The sequence below is a fragment of the Vibrio hepatarius genome (genome assembly GCF_043642085.1).
Classification (GTDB): domain Bacteria; phylum Pseudomonadota; class Gammaproteobacteria; order Enterobacterales; family Vibrionaceae; genus Vibrio; species Vibrio hepatarius_C.
Genome location: NZ_JBHZSA010000006.1, coordinates 21,882 through 43,235 on the forward strand (window position 1 = coordinate 21,882; position 21,354 = coordinate 43,235).

Here is a 21,354-nt window from a genome sequence, read left to right on the forward strand (position 1 = left end):
GGAAATCTCACTCATGACAATGGAACGCTGGGAAAATGTTGAGAAGGTAGTGGTTGTAGGGCTTGGTATTACCGGCCTATCAGTGGTTAAACACTTACAATCGCTGCCGAAAACGCTACAAATCCGTGTTATTGATACTCGTGAGTGCCCGCCGGGACGCGAGGAGCTAACGGAAGACGTTGCGCTTCACTCAGGCAGCTGGAATCTCAACTGGTTGCTTGAGGCTGACCTTGTGGTTGCCAATCCTGGTATTGCCCTCGCAACGCCAGAGATTCAACAAGTACTCCAAGCTGGCATTCCTGTTGTGGGTGATATTGAGCTATTTGCATGGCAGGTCGATAAACCTGTCATTGCGATTACTGGCTCAAATGGCAAAAGCACCGTTACCGATTGGACTGGCTGTGTGGCAAAAGCGTCCGGCCTCAAGGTTGGTGTCGGCGGTAATATTGGCGTGCCTGCGCTTGATCTTCTTCAGCTTGATGCCGATCTGTATGTGCTTGAACTCTCGAGTTTTCAACTTGAAACGACCTCGTCATTAAAGCCTACCGCAGCCGCGTTTTTAAACCTCTCAGAAGACCATATGGATCGCTACGATGGGATGAGTGATTACCGTCAGGCGAAATTGCGCATTTTCCAGCATGCAAAAACTTGCGTGGTGAATGCTGATGACAAACAAACCTATCCAGATGATGACTGCAATGTGGTTGAGTTTAGTTTAGTCGAGCAGACTCGCTATCACTTAGTCACAGAAGGGGACGTTGAGTATGTAGCCATCGCTGGGCGTAAACTGTGCCCAACTCAAGCGCTTTCTCTAGTTGGCCGACACAATGTCGCCAATGCATTGGTTGTTTTGGCTCTACTTAATGAGTCGGGTGTCGACATTACTTCAGGTCTTGACGCCCTTAAGTCTTACAATGGTTTGACACATCGATGCCAAGTGGTTGCTGATAATCATGGCGTTAAGTGGGTCAATGACTCTAAAGCAACCAATGTCGCAAGCACATTAGCAGCATTGGCTGGGCTAGAGTTAGCTGGCAAATTATATCTGCTAGTCGGTGGTGTCGGTAAAGGGGCTGATTTCTCAGAGCTCAAGCCTGTATTGAGTGCGTTGAATGTTCAGTTGTGTTGCTTTGGTGAAGATGGTGACGAGTTCATGCCTCTACACCCTAGTGCGAAATCTTTTACCTCGATGAAAGAGATTATTGAATGGCTTGCACCTCAGGTTGAATCAGGCGACATGGTGTTATTGTCTCCAGCTTGTGCCAGCTTTGATCAGTTCAATAATTTTATGGCCCGTGGTGATGCATTCACTGAGCTAGCAAAAATCTACTCTTAGTTGTTAGGGAACTATGCAGATTCGAGATGTTTTCAGCAGTATTAAGCGTTGGATGACCACTGCGTCACCAGAGGCTTTGTATGACCGTCAGTTGGTATGGATATCCCTTGGCTTGATGCTTACTGGATTGGTTATGGTAACGTCTGCTTCGTTCCCTATCAGTTCTCGTCTAACGGATCAGCCATTCCACTTTATGTTCCGTCATGCGATATTTCTTGTGCTTGCTCTTATAGCCTCGTCGGTTATTTTGCAAGTGCCGATGAAGCGCTGGCTGCAATACAGTACTTGGTTACTGCTGATCTCTATTGGTTTGCTGGTTGTGGTGCTTGTCGCGGGTAAATCCGTTAACGGTGCATCTCGCTGGATCCCGCTTGGTCTGTTTAACCTACAGCCTGCCGAAGTAGCAAAACTGTCGCTGTTTATTTTCATGTCGGGATACCTTGTGCGTAAAAGCGAAGAGGTACGCTCAAGTTTCTTTGGCGGCTTTATCAAGCCGATCATTGTATTTGCTACCTTAGCAAGTTTACTTCTTCTCCAGCCAGACTTAGGTACGGTCGTGGTAATGCTAGTGACCTTGTTTGGGATGCTATTTATTGCCGGCGCGAAGCTGACTCAATTCCTTGCGCTGATGGTAGTGGGTTTGATGTCGGTCGCGACTCTTATCTATATAGAACCTTACCGTATGCGCCGTGTCACTTCTTTCCTCGATCCTTGGGAAGACCCATTCGGCAGTGGTTACCAGTTGACGCAATCTTTGATGGCGTTTGGTCGCGGAGAATGGTTTGGTCAAGGGCTAGGTAACTCGATTCAAAAACTCGAATATCTTCCGGAAGCGCACACTGACTTTGTATTTGCCGTACTGGCTGAAGAGCTCGGTTTTGTGGGTGTTGTCTTAGTATTGCTGTTGATTTTTAGTTTGGTACTTAAAGCGATATATATTGGCCGTAAGGCATTCGACAATGAGCAGCTATTCGGTGGCTACCTTGCTTTTGGCATCGGTATTTGGTTTGCTTTCCAAACACTGGTTAATGTCGGTGCAGCGGCCGGAATGGTGCCAACCAAAGGTTTGACTTTGCCACTGATCAGTTACGGTGGTTCGAGCTTGATTGTTATGGCAGTAGCCGTTTCTATCCTACTGCGCATCGATCATGAATGTCGTTTGGTCGCTGCAGATAAGCATCAACAACAGTTAGAAAATGATGAAAAAGAATAAAAGATTAATGGTGATGGCCGGTGGTACCGGCGGTCACGTTTTCCCCGGCCTTGCCGTTGCTAAACAACTACAATCACAAGGTTGGGAGATTCGCTGGCTAGGTACCGCGGATCGTATGGAAGCTGATTTAGTACCTAAACATGGTATTGAAATCGACTTTATCAAAGTAAAAGGTCTACGAGGTCAAGGTATTGGCCGGCTAATTAAAGCACCATTCCAGATCATCAATGCCATTATGCAAGCTAAGGCGCACATGAAACGTTGGCAACCTGCTGCTGTGCTTGGCATGGGTGGTTACGTCAGTGGTCCGGGCGGGATTGCAGCTTGGTTGCTGGGTATCCCAGTGGTACTCCATGAACAAAATGCAGTAGCAGGGTTAACCAACCAGTGGCTATCAAAGATCGCGAAGAAGGTGTTTCAGGCTTTCCCTGGTGCATTCCCAACGGCGCCTGTCGTGGGTAACCCCGTACGTGAAGACGTAGTGGCGATTGACGCTCCTGAGCAGAGAATGGCGCAGCGTGATGGAAAGATTCGCATCTTAGTGATGGGTGGAAGCCAAGGCGCTCGCATCCTTAATCAGACCCTACCAGAGGTCATGGCCAAGCTAGGTGAAGGGTATGAGATTCGTCACCAAGCGGGCAAAAATAGCCAACAAGAAGTTGAGCTAGCGTATCAGCAACATCAAGTGAGTAATGCGCAAGTAACAGAGTTTATTGATGATGTTGCAGAAGCTTACACATGGGCTGATTTACTGGTATGTCGCTCAGGTGCGCTGACCGTGTCAGAGGTATCAGCGGCAGGTGTTGGGGCTATTTTTGTCCCATTTATGCACAAAGACAGACAACAAGCGCTGAACGCAGACCATTTGGTCGAGTGCGGTGCGGCAAAAATGATAGAGCAGCCTGAGCTGAGCGTGGATAAGTTGGTTACAGAGATTCAGACAATGGATCGTGAAACCCTAATGACCATGGCAACAAAAGCGAAAGCGGCAGCGAAGTTAGATGCAGATAAAGTGGTAGCCGAAGCCATTATCGCATTGACGAAATAACGAGAAGATTCATGACAGTTCAACATACTCAAAATTTAGCTCAGATTCGAGCGATGGTGCCTGAGATGCGCCGAGTTAAATGCATTCACTTCATTGGTATTGGTGGTGCAGGCATGAGCGGTATTGCCGAAGTGCTACTCAATGAAGGTTACCAAATCTCTGGTTCTGATATTGCCGAGAATCCAGTGACTGAGCGACTTGCTGATAAAGGTGCAACCATCTACATCGGTCATGCTGAAGAGAATGTCGCTAAAGCGAGTGTGGTCGTGGTGTCGACGGCGATCAATGAAGAGAACCCAGAAATCATTGCAGCTCGCGCTGCACGTATTCCTGTTGTTCGTCGTGCGGAAATGTTGGCTGAGTTGATGCGATTCCGCCACGGTATTGCGGTAGCTGGTACTCACGGTAAAACCACGACAACCGCTTTGGTTACCCAAATCTACTCAGAAGCAGGTTTAGATCCTACGTTTGTTAACGGTGGTTTAGTTAAAAGTGCCGGTACCAATGCGCGTTTAGGTTCGAGCCGAATCTTAATCGCAGAGGCGGATGAGAGTGATGCTTCATTCCTTCATCTTCAGCCAATGGTAAGCATTGTCACTAATATCGAAGCGGACCATATGGACACTTACGGTGGTGATTTTGAGACACTTAAGCAGACATTTATCGATTTTCTGCACAACTTACCTTTTTATGGTCAAGCGATTGTGTGTGTTGATGATCCTGTCGTTCGCGAATTAATTCCAAAGATTAGCCGCCAGGTGATCACCTATGGTTTCTCTGATGATGCCGACGTACGTATTGCCAACTACCGTCAAAATGGCCAACAAGGCAAGTTTACCGTGATTCGCCAAGGTAAGGCTGATCTTGATATCACGCTTAATATCCCTGGTCGTCACAATGCATTAAATGCTTCTGCAGCCATAGCGGTCGCGACAGAAGATGATATCTCAGATGAAGCAATCCTAAATGCGATGGCTGGCACGCAAGGTACAGGTCGACGCTTTGACCACCTTGGTGAGTTTGATACTGGTAATGGTCAAGCGATGCTGGTAGACGATTATGGTCATCACCCAACCGAGGTTGATGTGACGATTCAGGCAGCACGCAATGGTTGGGAAGATAAACGCCTAGTGATGATTTTCCAGCCTCACCGTTATAGCCGTACACGAGATCTTTATGACGATTTCGCCAACGTACTTGAGCAAGTCGATGTATTGATCATGCTTGATGTATATTCTGCAGGTGAGAAACCGATCGCTGGCGCTGATGGACGAGCATTATGTAGGACTATTCGCAGTCGCGGTAAGCTGGATCCGATTTTTGTACCGGAAAGCAAGGCATTACCTGCAGTTCTCGCTAATGTTTTACAAGATGGTGACTTAGTACTAACTCAAGGCGCAGGGGATGTTGGTAAAGTCGCTAAACAACTCGCTGCTTTTGAGTTAAATATCGATAAGATGAGCCAAGCTTAATCAAAAACATCGAATTTTAAGTATTTGCTGCACTTATTGCATTTAAAGTAGCAATTTCTCACTTTCAATGTTTGATACTTTCTTTGACCCCAGTATAATCCGAAGGTTAAAGTAGGTGCTTTAGTCTCTATATACGAATTGGGTTAGGGAAAGATAAGCGAGCTAATAGCAAGGACTATGGACTTTGATTAAAAGTGCTTTTAATGAAGGCCGTCGTTTAACCTCTGCGCCACTAGTGAAACAACATGCCCTCGGAGGCAGTTTCTTGCTAGTGGTCTTGTTGTTAATAGGCTCTCTCCTCTACTCGACGGTTTCTTGGATGTGGGATGATCAACGTCTGCCACTATCAAAAATCGTACTTCAGGGCGAACTGCATTATGTTACCGCGCGAGACGTTCAACGAGCGTTTGCTCAGTTAGAGCATGTCGGAACATTCATGTCTCAGGACATTGACGTACTGCAAAGTATGGCAGAATCAATCCCTTGGGTTTCTCATGCCTCAATTCGTAAACAGTGGCCTGATACCGTAAAAGTCTTTTTGACAGAACATCACGCAGAAGCAATCTGGAATGGAAATGCTCTGCTTAACGATTTCGGTCAAGTTTTCGACGGTGATATCGGTCAACTGGATGAAGATCGTGTAAAACTATACGGACCGCTTGGTACAAGTAGTGAAGTACTGCAAGTATGGCGAGATATTAGTCCAAAGTTTGAAGCACTGCATTTAACGATAACTTCTCTGGTTCTCAATGAGCGTAGAGCTTGGCAAATTATTCTGGATAACGGGATTCGCTTAGAGCTAGGCAAAGAATCTTTAGAAGAGCGTATTGAGCGCTTTATCTCGCTTTACAAGAATTTGGGTAGCGATGCTGAAAGGGTTAGCTACATTGACCTCAGGTATGATACGGGAGCCTCTATTGGATGGTTCCCTGAGCAAGAGTTAGAACAAGAGAATACAGATGACTAAGACCGCTGATGACAACATTATTGTTGGTCTTGATATAGGCACTGCTACCGTATCAGCTCTGGTAGGCGAAGTATTGCCTGATGGTCAAATCAATATTATTGGCGCAGGCAGCAGTCCTTCCCGCGGGATGGATAAAGGTGGTGTGAACGACCTTGAATCGGTAGTGAAATCGGTTCAGCGCGCTGTCGACCAAGCAGAACTGATGGCTGAGTGCCAGATCAGCAATGTGTTCATTTCGCTTTCAGGGCGACACATTGCGAGCCGTATTGAAAAAGGCATGGGAACGATATCTGATGAGGAAGTGTCTCAAGAGGATATGGACCGTGCCATTCATACCGCAAAATCAATTAAAATTGGTGACGAGCAACGCATTCTCCACGTAATTCCTCAAGAATTTACGATTGATTACCAAGAAGGGATTAAAAACCCGCTAGGTTTATCAGGAGTGCGAATGGAAGTTAGTGTTCACCTTATTTCTTGTCATAACGATATGGCACGAAATATCATTAAGGCAGTAGAGCGCTGCGGCCTTAAAGTTGAGCACCTTGTTTATTCTGGATTGGCGGCAAGTAATGCGGTCATTACAGAAGATGAACGTGAACTGGGCGTATGTGTCGTTGATATCGGCGCTGGTACAATGGATGTGTCTATTTGGACTGGTGGTGCGCTACGTCATACTGAAGTGTTCTCGTACGCGGGTAACGCTGTCACCAGTGATATCGCTTTTGCTTTCGGTACGCCAGTGAGCGATGCGGAAGAAATTAAAGTGAAATATGGCTGTGCTCTTAGTGAGCTAGTCAGCAAAGATGACACGGTTAATGTTCCAAGCGTTGGTGGTCGTCCATCACGCAGTTTACAAAGACAGACTCTGTCTGAAGTAATTGAGCCTCGTTATACTGAGCTCATTGGATTGGTTAACCAAACTATCGACAACGTTCAAGAGAAACTGCGCGAAGAAGGTATTAAACACCACTTAGCAGCAGGTGTGGTGCTCACTGGTGGAGCGGCACAAATTGACGGTGTGGTAGAATGTGCGGAGCGAGTATTCCGCAACCAAGTTAGAGTTGGCAAACCTATAGAGGTAAGCGGCTTAACAGATTACGTAAAAGAGCCGTATCATTCTACGGCTGTTGGTCTACTTCATTATGCAAGAGATGCCCAGATAAGTGATGAAACTGAATACAACGAGCCTTCTCGTCCTTCAGTGACAAGTTTATTTGATCGCGTGCGTAATTGGATACAAAAAGAGTTTTAACCTGAGCAGCAGGAAAAACGGAGATAACACATGTTTGAACCGATGATGGAAATGTCTGACGACGCGGTAATCAAAGTCGTTGGAGTTGGTGGCGGTGGTGGTAACGCCGTTGAACACATGGTGCGTGAGTCCATCGAAGGTGTTGAGTTCATTAGTATTAACACTGATGCTCAGGCACTTCGTAAAACCAGTGTGAATAGTGTTATTCAGATTGGCGGCGATATGACTAAAGGTCTAGGTGCTGGTGCGAACCCTCAAGTAGGACGTGACGCAGCTCTCGAAGATCGAGATCGTATTAAAGAAGAGCTCAACGGTGCCGATATGGTATTTATCGCAGCTGGTATGGGCGGTGGCACAGGTACAGGTGCAGCTCCGGTAATTGCAGAAGTAGCGAAAGAGCTAGGTATTCTGACTGTTGCTGTTGTAACTAAGCCATTTAGCTTTGAAGGCAAAAAGCGTTTAGCTTTTGCTGAACAAGGTATTGAAGAGCTTTCTAAACATGTGGACTCGCTAATTACGATTCCAAATGAAAAGCTTCTTAAAGTACTTGGCCGTGGAATTACTCTACTAGAAGCCTTTGCTAGTGCGAATGACGTATTGAAGAACGCGGTACAAGGTATTGCGGAACTGATTACTCGCCCAGGCATGATTAACGTCGACTTTGCGGACGTACGCACTGTAATGTCGGAAATGGGTCATGCAATGATGGGTAGTGGCGTTGCGAAAGGCGAAGATCGTGCAGAAGAAGCGGCAGAGATGGCAATCTCAAGCCCACTTCTAGAAGATATCGATCTTGCTGGCGCTCGTGGTGTACTTGTAAACATCACTGCTGGCCTAGATATGCGTCTAGATGAGTTTGAAACTGTAGGTAACACAGTTAAAGCATTCGCATCAGACAACGCAACAGTGGTAATCGGTACTTCATTAGACCCTGATATGGCTGATGAAATCCGCGTTACAGTTGTAGCGACAGGTATTGGTAACGAGAAGAAACCGGATATCACGCTAGTTGCGGGCGGCAAGGCAAAAGTAGCACCAGTTGCTCAGCCTCAAACTCAACCACAAACGGCACCTGCACAGCAGACAGTCAATAAAGTGGAAGAAAAGCCGGCACCAACTTTGCAAGAGAAACCTCAGGTTACTCCTCAGCCAACGACAACGCCATCAGGTTCAGGCGCAGGCCAAAGTGCAGCACCAAAACCTGAGAAAGAGGGCTATTTAGATATCCCTGCGTTCTTACGTCGTCAAGCTGACTAAAAACACTACAATTTGACACTGTTCGATTTTGTGGTAGCATGCACGGTCAATATCGCTTATTGACCGTGATTTGTAGCATATTTACTGAGGCAAGCAGATGATCAGACAACGTACTCTGAAAGAAATGGTGAAAACAACTGGTGTGGGTCTCCACTCTGGTCGTAAAGTCACGCTTACTCTTCGCCCAGCAGCTGCAAACACAGGTATCGTGTACCGTCGTACTGACGTAAATCCACCAGTAGATTTTCCTGCAGACCCTGAATCTGTTCGTGACACTATGCTGTGTACAGCACTAGTTAACGACGCTGGTGTGCGTATCTCTACGGTAGAGCACCTTAATGCCGCGCTTGCAGGTATGGGTATCGACAACATTGTTGTTGAAGTTGACGCACCAGAAATTCCAATTATGGATGGTAGTGCCAGCCCATTTGTATTCTTACTACAACAAGCGGGTATTGAAGAGCAAAACTCACCAAAACGCTTTATTCGCATCAAAAAGCCAGTGCGCTTTGAAGATGGCGATAAGTGGGCTGAATTTGTACCATTCAACGGTTTCCGTATGGATTTCGAAATTGAGTTTAACCACCCAGCGATCGATGCAGATGAACAGCACCTACTGTTCGACTTCTCATCTCAAGGGTTTGTTAAAGAAATTTCACGTGCACGTACTTTCGGCTTTATGCGTGATATCGAATACCTACAGTCGCAAAACCTAGTGTTAGGCGGTAGCTTTGATAACGCAATTGTTTTAGATGAATACCGCATCTTAAACGAAGAAGGTCTTCGCTTTGAAAACGAATTCGTAACTCACAAAGTGCTAGATGCTATCGGTGACCTTTACATGTGTGGTCATCCAATCATCGGTGAATTCCGTGCATTCAAATCGGGCCATGGCCTAAATAACCAATTGCTTCGCTCAGTATTGGCTGATCAAGAAGCTTGGGAATGGGTTACCTTCGAAGAAGAAGCAACATCTCCAGTTGCGTTCGCTGAACCAAGCATGGTTTTAGCGTAACAAGAATTAGAAAAAAGCCAGACGTAAGTCTGGCTTTTTTTATGCCTGTAGAATTGGGCTAGTCAGGTTTTTTAGCCAATTTGGCTAAGCTCTCTAAGCGAGCTTTCACTTTCGGAGAAGCGCCTGACGCGATCATCTCTAAATATTGAGCAGCCGTTTCTGAAATAGGATCGCGCGGTTTACTTTGTTCCGCCTTGGTTTTATCTACGCGATACAGTTCTGGGTTGATCTGAACAGAGACAGCGATCAATCGAGCAAAGCCCTTTGATCTTAACTGATTTAAGATATTCAACCGTTCATAATCGATCTTCATTTTGATGCTGGCACTTGCCACTTCAATGATCAATTGACCATCACGTATGTTTGCCACTCGGCAATGTTGTTCCGTTCCGCGCGGCAAGATCGTTTTTAATTCACTGTTGATCATCATGATCTCTTTAGCGTGTTGCTGAAGTTGAGATAATCTCGAATCAGCAATAATGTCGTCGCCAAGAGTCGGGCGGTGGTCTCTCATAATCTGCCTCAAATAAAACGGACACTTCTATTCTAGTGAATGAGACCAAGGGAAGATAGGGAAATCTCTGACATCAAAAAATCCTTATTGTGAGTAAACTTCCTTCATATAACGACAAAAAATAAAGAGTGGTTCAAACAAATAACTATGTTATTGGTTGTTAGAGACAAAATTTCATAAACTAAGCGCCACTTAAAGTAACACAAGCCTTGAAATCTATAGTTCTCATCACAATATCTGAGGAAAGTGATTTATCTCAGTATTCTTAGTTCAAAACTGTTAGAGACTGAAGGCATTAAAAGTAGATCGGGCCCGATCTGAATAAAGAGAGATTCATAGCAAATGATAACTAAGCTACTGACAAAGGTAATTGGCAGTCGCAATGACCGAACACTGCGCCGCCTGAGAAAGATTGTAAAAGAAATTAATAACTACGAGCCGACCTTTGAAGCGCTTTCTGATGAAGAATTGAAAGCTAAAACGGTTGAGTTCCGTCAGCGCTTAGAGCAGGGTGAAACGCTAGATAAGCTACTACCAGAAGCGTTTGCGACGGTACGTGAAGCATCAAAGCGTGTTTACGGCATGCGTCACTTCGACGTGCAGCTTATTGGCGGCATGGTACTAAACGCTGGCCAAATCGCCGAGATGCGTACAGGTGAAGGTAAAACACTGACTGCAACCCTACCTGCTTACCTAAATGCACTTAAAGGCGCGGTTCACGTCGTCACAGTGAACGACTACCTAGCTAAGCGCGATGCGGAAACTAACCGCGTCCTATTCGAATTCTTAGGTATGACAGTTGGTATTAACGTGCCAAACATGCCTCCTCAAGAAAAGAAAGAAGCTTACCAAGCGGATATTCTTTACGGTACGAACAACGAGTTCGGTTTTGATTACCTACGTGACAACATGGCTTTCCGTGCGGAAGACCGTGTGCAGCGTGAACGTTACTTTGCAATCGTCGATGAGGTGGACTCGATCCTAATCGATGAAGCGCGTACTCCACTGATCATTTCAGGTCCTGCTGAAGATAGCTCTGAGCTATACACACGAATCAATACTTTGATTCCGCACCTACAAAAGCAAGACCAAGAAGATTCTGAAGAGTACCGCGGTGACGGTCACTACACTGTCGATGAAAAATCGAAGCAGGTTCACCTGACAGAGACAGGCCAAGAGTTTGTTGAAGAGTTGATGATCAAAAATGGTCTGATGGAAGAGGGCGATACGCTTTACTCACCAACTAACATCAGTCTGTTACACCACGTGAATGCGGCACTTCGTGCTCATGTTCTATTTGAAAAGAACGTCGACTATATCGTGAACGAAGATGGCGAAGTGGTTATCGTTGATGAACATACTGGCCGTACTATGCCAGGTCGTCGTTGGTCTGAAGGTCTTCACCAAGCGGTAGAAGCGAAAGAAGGCGTTAAGATTCAGAACGAGAACCAGACGCTAGCGTCTATCACGTTCCAGAACTTCTTCCGTTTATACGAGAAACTGTCAGGTATGACAGGTACCGCAGATACTGAAGCATTTGAGTTCCAGTCTATCTACGGCCTAGAAACTGTGGTTATTCCAACCAACAAACCAATGATTCGTAACGATATGCCAGATGTGGTTTATCGTACTGAGACCGATAAGTTCAACGCGATTATTGAAGATATCAAAGAGCGTGTTGAAAAAGGTCAGCCGAGCCTTGTTGGTACAGTGTCTATCGAAAAATCTGAGCTGCTTTCAAATGCACTGAAAAAAGCAAAGATTAAGCACAACGTACTTAACGCTAAGTTCCACGAGAAAGAAGCGGAAATTGTTGCTAGCGCTGGTACTCCAGGCGCGGTAACTATCGCAACTAACATGGCAGGTCGTGGTACCGATATCGTGTTAGGTGGCAGTTGGCAATCGAAGGTTGAAGCATTAACTGATCCTACACCAGAACAAATCGCTGAGATTAAAGCAGAGTGGAAGAAAGTACACGATGCAGTGCTTGAAGCGGGTGGTCTACACATCATTGGTACTGAGCGTCACGAATCTCGCCGTATCGATAACCAGCTACGTGGTCGTTCTGGTCGTCAAGGTGATGCCGGTTCTTCACGTTTCTACCTATCGATGGAAGATTCACTACTGCGTATCTTCACGTCAGATCGTATGGCGAGCCTAATCCAGAGTGGTATGGAAGAAGGTGAAGCGATTGAGTCTAAGATGCTATCTCGTTCAATCGAAAAAGCGCAACGTAAAGTAGAAGGTCGCAACTTCGATATTCGTAAACAGCTACTTGAATACGATGATGTTGCCAACGATCAACGTAAAGTGGTTTACGAACTGCGTGACGAGCTAATGAGCGCTGAAGACATCAGTGAGATGATCGAACACAATCGTGAAGATGTTCTAACGGCGGTAATTGATGAATATATCCCACCACAATCTCTAGAAGATATGTGGGATGTAGAAGGTCTACAAGATCGTCTGAAGAACGACTTCGATATTGATGCACCAGTTAAACAGTGGCTTGAAGAAGACGATAAGCTGTACGAAGAAGCGCTACGTGAAAAGATTCTTGAGACAGCAATTGCGGTTTACAAAGAGAAAGAAACCGTTGTTGGCGAGCAAGTACTGCGTAACTTTGAAAAATCAGTGATGCTACAAACGCTAGATACGCTTTGGAAAGAGCACCTAGCGGCAATGGATCACCTACGCCAAGGTATCCACCTACGTGGCTATGCACAGAAGAACCCGAAACAAGAGTACAAGCGTGAGTCGTTTGAACTATTTGAAGGTCTTCTTGATGCACTGAAATCAGATGTGATCACTATCCTGTCTAAGGTTCGTGTTCAGCAGCAAGAAGAAGTTGAGCGTATGGAAGCTCAGCGTCAAGCTCAAGCTGAAGAAGCTGCACGTCGTGCTCAAGCTCAACATGCATCAGCGGAAAACCCGCTTTCTGATGGTGAAGAGTCTGAAGACGCGCATCAGCCAATGGTACGTGAAGAGCGTAAAGTTGGTCGTAACGAGCCTTGCCCATGTGGTAGTGGTAAGAAGTATAAGCAATGCCACGGTCAGATTAACTGATTCGGCATCGATATATAAATAATCAAGAGTCGCTTAGGCGGCTCTTTTTGTATCTAATGGTTATCTTAACAACAGTCGGCCACAATGCAGGGCATGACAATAGAAAGTAAATAGGAAGTCTGATGAAACGAATTCATATCGTAGCGGGAATCATCTTCAATCAAGATAAATCTCAGGTGTTTATTACTAAGCGTCCTGATGATAAACACAAAGGTGGTTTTTGGGAGTTTCCTGGCGGCAAAGTCGAGTTAGGTGAAACTGTCGAGCAAGCGATGGTGCGCGAATTAGAAGAAGAGATCGGAATTACCACCACTGAGCAGCAGCTGTTCGAACATCTAGAGTTTGATTATCCAGATAAATCATTGAAGTTTGATTTCATCTTGGTGACTCAGTTTGAAGGTCAACCCTATGGCAAGGAAGGCCAGCAAGGCGAGTGGGTAGCGGTTGCGAATCTTGCCGGTTACGCCTTCCCTGAAGCGAATGTGCCAATTTTAGAGCGAGTGATAAAAGAGTTTGCTTAGACTCTAGCCACTGATGACGATTGTTGATAGTTTATTGAGACAGATTGGAATAACTGCGAAGACGCAGACTAGAAAAGAATGGAGAACAGCGCAATGGTAAGAATTGCAGTTGCAGGTGCAGCGGGCCGTATGGGACGCAACCTAGTCAAAGCAACGTACAACAATGAAAATGCAGCAGTCGCAGCAGGATCTGAACGTCCAGAGTCGTCACTTGTCGGTGTTGATTTAGGTGAGCTGTGCGGTGAAGGTAAATTTGATGTTGTTGTCACGGATGATCTTGCCAAACAGATTGAGCAGTTCGATGTGATCATTGATTTCACCGCGCCAGTGAGCACTCTCGCTAATCTAGAGCTGTGTCGTCAGCATGGTAAAAGCATTGTGATTGGCACAACGGGCTTTTCTGACGAAGAGCGCGCGCAGATCGATGAAATCGCGAAACAAGTACCTGTGGTTATGGCGCCGAACTATTCAGTCGGTGTAAACCTAGTATTTAAGCTACTAGAAAAAGCAGCGAAAGTGATGGGTGATTACTGTGATGTGGAAATTGTCGAAGCGCACCACCGCCATAAAGTCGATGCCCCTTCAGGTACTGCAATTGGTATGGGAGAGGCGATTGCTGGCGCTATGGGTAACCAACTCAGTGATGTCGCAGTCTATGCTCGTGAGGGCATCACTGGTGAACGTACCAAAGATGAAATCGGTTTTGCTACGATTCGTGCCGGCGATATTATCGGTGAGCACACTGCTATGTTTGCTGACATCGGTGAGCGCGTTGAAATCACCCATAAAGCGACAGATCGTATGACTTTTGCTAATGGTGCGGTTAAAGCTGCGGTGTGGTTAAAGCAGAAACCTGCAGGCTTTTACACAATGACAGATGTGTTAGGGCTTAACGACCTATAATAGCTGTTATTAGCCTAGATTCTTAATTGCTAGAAGCAGGCTTAAATTTATAAATAGATAATTATGCGCTGGGCTTGCCTGGCGCTTTTTGTTTTTGGCCGTTAGTGGTTAAGAAGGTTGCATTGCAATATCTTAATATACACCCTGAGTTTATTGTTGTTTTTATGGGTTTGATGGTATTTTTTGTTTGTTATAGCTAAAAGTTAATGCGATCTATGGTAGTGCAACGTTTGCGTAATTTTTGAGGGCAAAACTGTGATCTCAAATTATCTTCAAATTCTAGAATTCATAAATCATTAATCATCTCTCCATGAAAGTGGTACTAAACGTGGGTTTTTGGAGGTCTAAAATGGTTTTTTGCTTTAAGTGCCCTAAATGCTAAATTTATTTTTAGGCCTGTATTGACAGTTGTGACCAGTGTCATTAGAATACCGCCAATTTGTCTAATTTCCATAAACACGCACTTTTAGGTGTTGCAGGAAGGTAGATTTGCAAATTAAATCAATTTTAATGCATTTTTATTCTGGAGGTTGTCTTGAGTAAGTCAGCACTGCTAGTCCTAGAAGATGGGACAGTATTCCACGGTGAATCCATTGGCGCAGTTGGTTCTGCTGTCGGTGAAGTCGTTTTTAACACCTCGATGACGGGGTACCAAGAAATCCTCACTGATCCTTCCTATTCTCAACAAATTGTTACTCTTACTTACCCTCACATTGGCAATACCGGAACCAATTCCGAAGACGAAGAATCTTCTTCAATCCACGCACAAGGCCTTGTGATTCGCGATCTCCCCCTTATCGCTTCTAACTTCCGTAACGAACAATCCCTTTCTGATTACCTTAAATCGCAAAATATCGTCGGCATTGCTGATATCGATACGCGTAAGCTTACTCGTATTCTGCGTGAGAAAGGTGCACAGAACGGTTGTATCATTGCGGGTAACAACCTAGACGAGGCTCTAGCGCTAGCTAAAGCGAAAGAATTCCCTGGCCTAAAAGGTATGGACCTTGCGAAAGAAGTTACAACAAAAGAAGCGTATCAATGGAAACAAGGTTCGTGGACGCTTGAGGGTGGACTTCCTGAAGCGCAAGACGACAGCGAGTTGCCATATCACGTTGTTGCCTACGACTTCGGTGCAAAACGAAACATCTTGCGAATGCTTGTTGACCGCGGCTGCCGCTTAACGGTTGTTCCTGCTGAAACTTCAGCTGAAGAAGTGCTGGCGCTTAACCCAGATGGCGTTTTCTTATCAAACGGCCCTGGTGACCCAGAACCATGTACTTACGCTATTGAAGCGACAAAAGTATTCTTAGAAAAAGGCCTACCAATCTTTGGTATCTGTCTAGGTCACCAAATTCTAGCTCTAGCGTCTGGTGCACAGACGGTGAAGATGAAGTTTGGTCACCACGGTGCTAACCACCCAGTTAAAGATTTAGATCGTAACGTTGTAATGATTACTTCTCAGAACCACGGTTTTGCTGCGGATGAAGCAACGCTACCTGAGAATCTACGTGCAACTCACGTATCGCTATTTGATGGCTCACTGCAAGGTATCCACCGTACAGACAAGCCAGCGTTTAGCTTCCAAGGTCACCCAGAAGCGAGCCCAGGTCCACACGACGCAGCGCCGCTATTTGACCACTTTATCGAACTAATCAAACAACACAGCGCTTAATTCGGAGTAGTAGAGAATGCCAAAACGTACTGACTTAAAAAGTATTCTAATTCTAGGTGCAGGCCCGATTGTTATCGGTCAGGCATGTGAGTTTGACTACTCTGGTGCTCAAGCATGTAAAGCACTGCGTGAAGAGGGTTACCGAGTTATCCTTGTGAACTCTAACCCTGCAACCATCATGACTGACCCGGACATGGCGGATGCAACCTACATCGAACCAATCCAGTGGGAAGTGGTTCGTAAGATCATTGAGAAAGAGCGTCCAGATGCAGTACTACCAACAATGGGTGGTCAGACTGCGCTTAACTGTGCTCTAGACTTAGAAAAGCACGGCGTACTTAAAGAGTTCGGCGTGGAAATGATTGGTGCAACGGCTGACGCTATCGACAAAGCAGAAGACCGTTCTCGCTTTGATAAAGCGATGAAGTCTATCGGTCTTGAGTGTCCGCGTGCTGATACAGCGAAAACCATGGAAGAAGCTTACGGCGTTCTAGATATGGTTGGCTTCCCATGTATTATCCGTCCATCATTCACTATGGGTGGTACTGGTGGTGGTATCGCGTACAACAAAGAAGAGTTCGAAGAGATTTGTCGTCGCGGTTTAGACCTGTCGCCAACCAACGAACTACTCATCGATGAATCACTAATCGGTTGGAAAGAGTACGAGATGGAAGTGGTTCGCGACAAAGCGGATAACTGTATCATCGTATGTGCGATTGAAAACTTTGACCCGATGGGTATCCACACTGGTGACTCTATCACCGTTGCTCCAGCACAGACACTGACAGACAAAGAATACCAGCTGATGCGTAACGCATCTCTAGCGGTTCTTCGTGAAATCGGTGTTGAAACGGGTGGTTCAAACGTACAGTTTGGTATCAACCCGAAAGATGGCCGTATGGTTATCATCGAGATGAACCCACGTGTATCACGTTCTTCTGCTCTAGCATCGAAAGCAACAGGTTTCCCAATCGCTAAGATTGCAGCGAAACTGGCTGTGGGTTACACATTAGATGAACTGCAAAATGACATCACTGGCGGCGCAACACCAGCATCATTCGAACCAACAATCGACTACGTAGTTACTAAGATTCCTCGTTTTAACTTCGAGAAATTTGCAGGTGCTAACGACCGTCTAACGACGCAAATGAAGTCTGTTGGTGAAGTTATGGCTATCGGCCGTAACCAACAAGAGTCGCTACAAAAAGCGCTTCGCGGCCTAGAAGTTGGCGCGACTGGTTTTGACGAAATGGTTGACCTAGATGCACCAGATGCACTAACAACTATTCGCCACGAACTTAAAGAAGCTGGCGCAGAACGTATCTGGTACATCGCGGATGCATTCCGCGCAGGTATGTCTGTAGATGGCGTCTTCAACCTAACGCAAATCGACCGTTGGTTCCTAGTTCAAATCGAAGACATCGTTAAGCTTGAGCAAGAGCTAAAAGCGAAAGGTTTTGCTGGTCTCAACAAAGACGAGCTGAAAAAACTTAAGCGTAAAGGTTTTGCTGATGCGCGCCTATCTAAGATTCTAGGTGTTTCTGAAAGCGAAATCCGTCGTCTACGTGACCAGTACGACATCCACCCAGTTTACAAGCGCGTTGATACCTGTGCGGCTGAGTTCTCGTCTGATACTGCTTACATGTACTCATCTTACGATGACGAGTGTGAAGCAAACCCAACAGATAAAGAGAAGATCATGATTCTTGGCGGCGGTCCAAACCGTATCGGTCAAGGTATCGAGTTTGACTACTGTTGTGTACACGCGTCACTAGCGCTGCGTGAAGATGGTTACGAGACAATCATGGTTAACTGTAATCCTGAAACGGTTTCAACTGACTACGACACCTCTGACCGTCTGTACTTCGAACCAGTAACTCTGGAAGATGTACTAGCGATTGCTCGCGTTGAGAAGCCAAAAGGCGTTATCGTTCAGTACGGTGGTCAAACACCACTTAAACTGGCTCGTGCACTTGAAGCAGCTGGTGTGCCAATCATCGGTACTAGCCCAGATGCAATCGACCGTGCAGAAGACCGTGAGCGTTTCCAAGTTGCCGTTGACCGTCTAGGCCTACTACAGCCAGAAAACGCAACAGTAACAACCATGGAGCAAGCGGTAGAGAAATCTCGTGAAATCGGTTTTCCATTAGTTGTACGTCCTTCATACGTACTGGGTGGTCGTGCGATGGAAATCGTATACGATGAGCAGGATCTACGTCGCTACTTCAACGAAGCAGTAAGCGTATCGAACGAATCTCCAGTACTGCTTGATAGCTTCCTAGATGACGCTGTTGAAGTCGACATCGATGCTATCTGTGACGGTGAGCGCGTGGTTATCGGCGGTATCATGGAGCATATCGAACAAGCGGGTGTTCACTCTGGTGACTCAGCATGTTCTCTTCCTGCATACACGCTAAGCCAAGAAATCCAAGACGTAATGCGCGAGCAAGTTGAAAAGCTAGCATTCGAGCTAGGTGTTCGTGGTCTGATGAACACGCAGTTTGCGGTTAAGAACAACCAAGTATACCTAATCGAGGTGAACCCTCGTGCAGCGCGTACGGTACCGTTCGTATCTAAAGCAACTGGTGCGCCAATCGCTAAGATTGCGGCTCGTGTAATGGCTGGTCAATCTCTAGAGTCGCAAGGCTTTACTAAAGAGATCATCCCACCATACTACTCAGTGAAAGAAGTGGTACTGCCATTCAACAAATTCCCAGGCGTTGACCCACTATTAGGCCCAGAAATGCGCTCTACTGGTGAAGTTATGGGTGTTGGTGCAACGTTCGCTGAAGCATACTCTAAAGCTGAGCTAGGCTGTGGCAATGTTTACCCTGAAGGTGGTCGTGCACTTCTTTCTGTTCGCGAAGGTGACAAAGAGCGTGTGGTAGACCTAGCATCTAAGCTTTCTAAGCTTGGCTACCAGCTAGACGCAACACATGGTACTGCAGTTATCCTAGGTGAAGCGGGCATTAACCCACGTCTAGTAAACAAGGTACACGAAGGTCGTCCTCACATTCTTGACCGTATCAAGAACAACGAGTACACCTACATCGTGAACACTGCGGCTGGCCGTCAAGCGATTGAAGACTCTAAAGTTCTACGTCGCGGTGCACTGGCTGAGAAAGTGAACTACACGACAACGCTAAACGCAGCATTTGCAGTATGTATGGCACATACCGCTGACGCTAAAACGTCAGTGACTTCAGTTCAGGAGCTACACGCTAAAGTAGCTGAGAACGAAGCGTAATAACAATCAGTAGGCTCGCAACGAAGCCTATATGACAACCTCATTGCCCGCTCACTAGAGCGGGCTTTTTTATTTTCTGATTATTGAAAAAGAGGAATGGGTTTAAGTCTAATCTTTCGTTAAAAGAATGGTTAACTTGATGGTATTTTGCACTTAGAGACTTGTAACTGATCGATCGAAAATGGAACTGACACTCGAAATTCTCACCATCCTATTCTTTGTTGCTACCGTGGCGGGCTTTATTGACGCTATGGCTGGTGGTGGAGGCTTGTTAACTTTACCTGCGTTACTGGCTGCAGGTGTTCCGCCGACACAGGCGCTCGCGACCAACAAGCTGCAAAGCTCATTTGGTAGCTTTTCAGCCAGTTGGTATTTCGTGCGTAACGGCATTGTCAGTATCAAAGAGATGCGCTTGGCGATTGCCTGTACTTTCATCGGCTCTGCTGTCGGTGCTGAGGCCGTGCAGTATATTGATGCGGGAGTGCTAACTAGCCTTATTCCGCTGTTATTGGTCGCCATTTCGCTCTATTTCTTAATGATGCCGAAAACCAGAGAGCAATCGGGCAAGGCTAAAATCTCTGAAGCGATGTTTGCTTTTAGTGTCGGTGGCGGAGTGGGGTTCTATGATGGCTTCTTCGGCCCTGGGACAGGTTCGATCTTTACCGTCTGCTTCGTCGCGCTTGGTCACTTCTCTCTTGTCGATGCGACAGCCCGCACTAAGGTGCTCAACTTTACGTCGAATATCGCCGCGCTACTGTTTTTTATTTTGGCCGGTTTACCTATTTGGGAACTGGGTCTGGTGATGGCCGTCGGTGGCTTTATCGGTGCTCAGCTCGGCGCGAAAGTGGTGGTGAGCAAAGGGCAAAAGTGGATTCGTCCTTTGGTGATTACCATGTCTATGCTAATGGCGACGAAGCTACTTTGGGAACAGCATCAGCAATGGTTGCTATCAATGTTTTAACCCTTGTAGATTGGTAAACACTCTGCCTTACACAAATATGAATAGGTCTAATCAAGGACTCAAGTTGCTTAAACTGAAAACAGTGGCTATCCGGTATGTTTAGCGCTCTGACAATAGACAGTGGGATCAGTGCAGGTGACGCCCCTCCTAAGGCTAATTGAGCCGCGGCAGTGTAAGCATCCATTTCCATTGCCGGTTTTATCCCTAACTTGGCTAGAGCTGGAAGTTGATAACTGTTGGATGGGTTCGTCAGGTCATTGGTGATGACTCTCTCTGGTAGTTTGTGTGGCTGTTTATCACTGACGATGAAAAACGGTTCATCACACAGGTGGAATGCCTTCAAACCATGTTGTGCAGGGAGTTGGCCAGCACATAGGCCTATTGTCGCTTTACCTGATTGGACTCGTTCGACGATTCTCGGTGTGTGATTGGTCGTTATTGTTAAGTACTTATCTTGTTTTAGATAATCACCGATCGTTTTGCCTAGGTAACCTGCAATGAGCGATTTTGAGCTGTCTAGGGTGATTAATGAGGTGTCCTCAAGCTCTTGCTGCTCATAGATTAGGCCGCGTAACTCATTGAATGAGGGGCCAATCGTTTCAATTAAAGCAATGCCATCGGGGGTCAGCTTTATCGATCGGCCACAAGGCTCAATCAGTTTTTTACCCAACTTCTTTTCCAGATTGGCGATACGCTTACTAACGGCGGATTGGCTGATGTAAAGTAAGCTTCCGGTGCGGCTCATGGTCTTTGCTTTACTTAACACAAGTAAGGTTTCAATGCCTTCCAATAGCATAGGGTTCACTCTAGGTGATAACGAATGATGCTACTGTACCTCATGCCAAGTAGAGTAGGGTATAGCCACAAGCAAAAAAAACGGCGCTCAATGAGCGCCGTTTTTTAA

16 protein-coding genes are annotated in these 21,354 nt (G+C 46.0%); 14 read left to right on the top strand and 2 right to left on the bottom strand.

Annotated elements, in window-relative coordinates; genetic code table 11:
- The first annotated feature begins 19 nt into the window (after positions 1-19).
- The 8 genes from murD to lpxC all read left to right on the top strand — a co-directional run bounded on the left by murD (position 20) and on the right by lpxC (position 9,563).
- On the top strand, positions 20-1,336 hold the full coding sequence (murD, locus tag ACHUFZ_RS13170; RefSeq protein WP_394127670.1) for a UDP-N-acetylmuramoyl-L-alanine--D-glutamate ligase: 1,317 nt from the start codon (positions 20-22) through the stop codon (positions 1,334-1,336).
- 13 nt (positions 1,337-1,349) lie between these two features.
- Positions 1,350-2,549, top strand: coding sequence for a cell division protein FtsW (gene ftsW, locus ACHUFZ_RS13175; protein ID WP_394127521.1), 1,200 nt, complete (start codon positions 1,350-1,352; stop codon positions 2,547-2,549).
- Positions 2,536-3,597: an undecaprenyldiphospho-muramoylpentapeptide beta-N-acetylglucosaminyltransferase gene (gene murG / locus ACHUFZ_RS13180; RefSeq protein WP_394127671.1), complete on the top strand. Its 1,062-nt coding sequence runs from the start codon at positions 2,536-2,538 to the stop codon at positions 3,595-3,597. The genes ftsW and murG overlap by 14 nt, the downstream gene beginning before the upstream one ends.
- An 11-nt stretch (positions 3,598-3,608) precedes the next feature.
- Entirely contained in the window at positions 3,609-5,069 is a 1,461-nt protein-coding gene (gene murC, locus ACHUFZ_RS13185) for a UDP-N-acetylmuramate--L-alanine ligase (RefSeq protein WP_394127522.1), read from the top strand.
- 184 nt (positions 5,070-5,253) lie between these two features.
- Positions 5,254-6,036, top strand: a complete 783-nt coding sequence (locus tag ACHUFZ_RS13190) for a cell division protein FtsQ/DivIB (RefSeq protein ID WP_394127523.1) — start codon at positions 5,254-5,256, stop codon at positions 6,034-6,036.
- Complete coding sequence (gene ftsA, locus ACHUFZ_RS13195; protein ID WP_394127524.1) at positions 6,029-7,291, top strand: cell division protein FtsA; 1,263 nt, start codon at positions 6,029-6,031, stop codon at positions 7,289-7,291. The genes ACHUFZ_RS13190 and ftsA overlap by 8 nt, the downstream gene beginning before the upstream one ends.
- Positions 7,292-7,321: 30 nt before the next feature.
- Entirely contained in the window at positions 7,322-8,548 is a 1,227-nt protein-coding gene (gene ftsZ, locus ACHUFZ_RS13200) for a cell division protein FtsZ (protein WP_394127525.1), read from the top strand.
- Positions 8,549-8,645: 97 nt separating this feature from the next.
- Positions 8,646-9,563: a UDP-3-O-acyl-N-acetylglucosamine deacetylase gene (gene lpxC / locus ACHUFZ_RS13205; RefSeq protein ID WP_053440129.1), complete on the top strand. Its 918-nt coding sequence runs from the start codon at positions 8,646-8,648 to the stop codon at positions 9,561-9,563.
- Between the two features lie 58 nt (positions 9,564-9,621).
- Here the strand turns inward: lpxC and ACHUFZ_RS13210 are convergent, their stop codons facing one another.
- Positions 9,622-10,077 carry a DUF721 domain-containing protein gene (locus tag ACHUFZ_RS13210; RefSeq protein WP_394127526.1) on the bottom strand — a complete coding sequence of 152 codons (456 nt, stop codon included), beginning with the start codon at positions 10,075-10,077 and terminating at the stop codon, positions 9,622-9,624.
- Positions 10,078-10,419: 342 nt separating this feature from the next.
- Here ACHUFZ_RS13210 and secA point away from each other — a divergent pair, with 342 nt between their 5' ends.
- From secA to ACHUFZ_RS13240, 6 genes are all read left to right on the top strand, one after another.
- Positions 10,420-13,143 (top strand): preprotein translocase subunit SecA, encoded by a 2,724-nt coding sequence (gene secA / locus ACHUFZ_RS13215; RefSeq protein WP_394127527.1) that lies wholly within the window; start codon positions 10,420-10,422, stop codon positions 13,141-13,143.
- 122 nt (positions 13,144-13,265) lie between these two features.
- Positions 13,266-13,664, top strand: coding sequence for an 8-oxo-dGTP diphosphatase MutT (gene mutT, locus ACHUFZ_RS13220; protein WP_394127528.1), 399 nt, complete (start codon positions 13,266-13,268; stop codon positions 13,662-13,664).
- Between the two features lie 78 nt (positions 13,665-13,742).
- Positions 13,743-14,567, top strand: a complete 825-nt coding sequence (gene dapB / locus ACHUFZ_RS13225; protein ID WP_394127529.1) for a 4-hydroxy-tetrahydrodipicolinate reductase — start codon at positions 13,743-13,745, stop codon at positions 14,565-14,567.
- Positions 14,568-15,102: 535 nt separating this feature from the next.
- Positions 15,103-16,242, top strand: a complete 1,140-nt coding sequence (carA, locus tag ACHUFZ_RS13230) for a glutamine-hydrolyzing carbamoyl-phosphate synthase small subunit (RefSeq protein ID WP_394127530.1) — start codon at positions 15,103-15,105, stop codon at positions 16,240-16,242.
- A 16-nt stretch (positions 16,243-16,258) separates the two neighbouring features.
- Positions 16,259-19,489 carry a carbamoyl-phosphate synthase large subunit gene (gene carB, locus ACHUFZ_RS13235; protein ID WP_394127531.1) on the top strand — a complete coding sequence of 1,077 codons (3,231 nt, stop codon included), beginning with the start codon at positions 16,259-16,261 and terminating at the stop codon, positions 19,487-19,489.
- Positions 19,490-19,670: 181 nt separating this feature from the next.
- Positions 19,671-20,450, top strand: a complete 780-nt coding sequence (locus ACHUFZ_RS13240; protein ID WP_394127532.1) for a TSUP family transporter — start codon at positions 19,671-19,673, stop codon at positions 20,448-20,450.
- On the opposite strand, the gene ACHUFZ_RS13245 is transcribed toward ACHUFZ_RS13240, so the two are convergent.
- Positions 20,386-21,246 carry a LysR family transcriptional regulator gene (locus ACHUFZ_RS13245; RefSeq protein WP_394127533.1) on the bottom strand — a complete coding sequence of 287 codons (861 nt, stop codon included), beginning with the start codon at positions 21,244-21,246 and terminating at the stop codon, positions 20,386-20,388. The genes ACHUFZ_RS13240 and ACHUFZ_RS13245 overlap by 65 nt on opposite strands.
- Between the last annotated feature and the right edge of the window lie 108 nt (positions 21,247-21,354).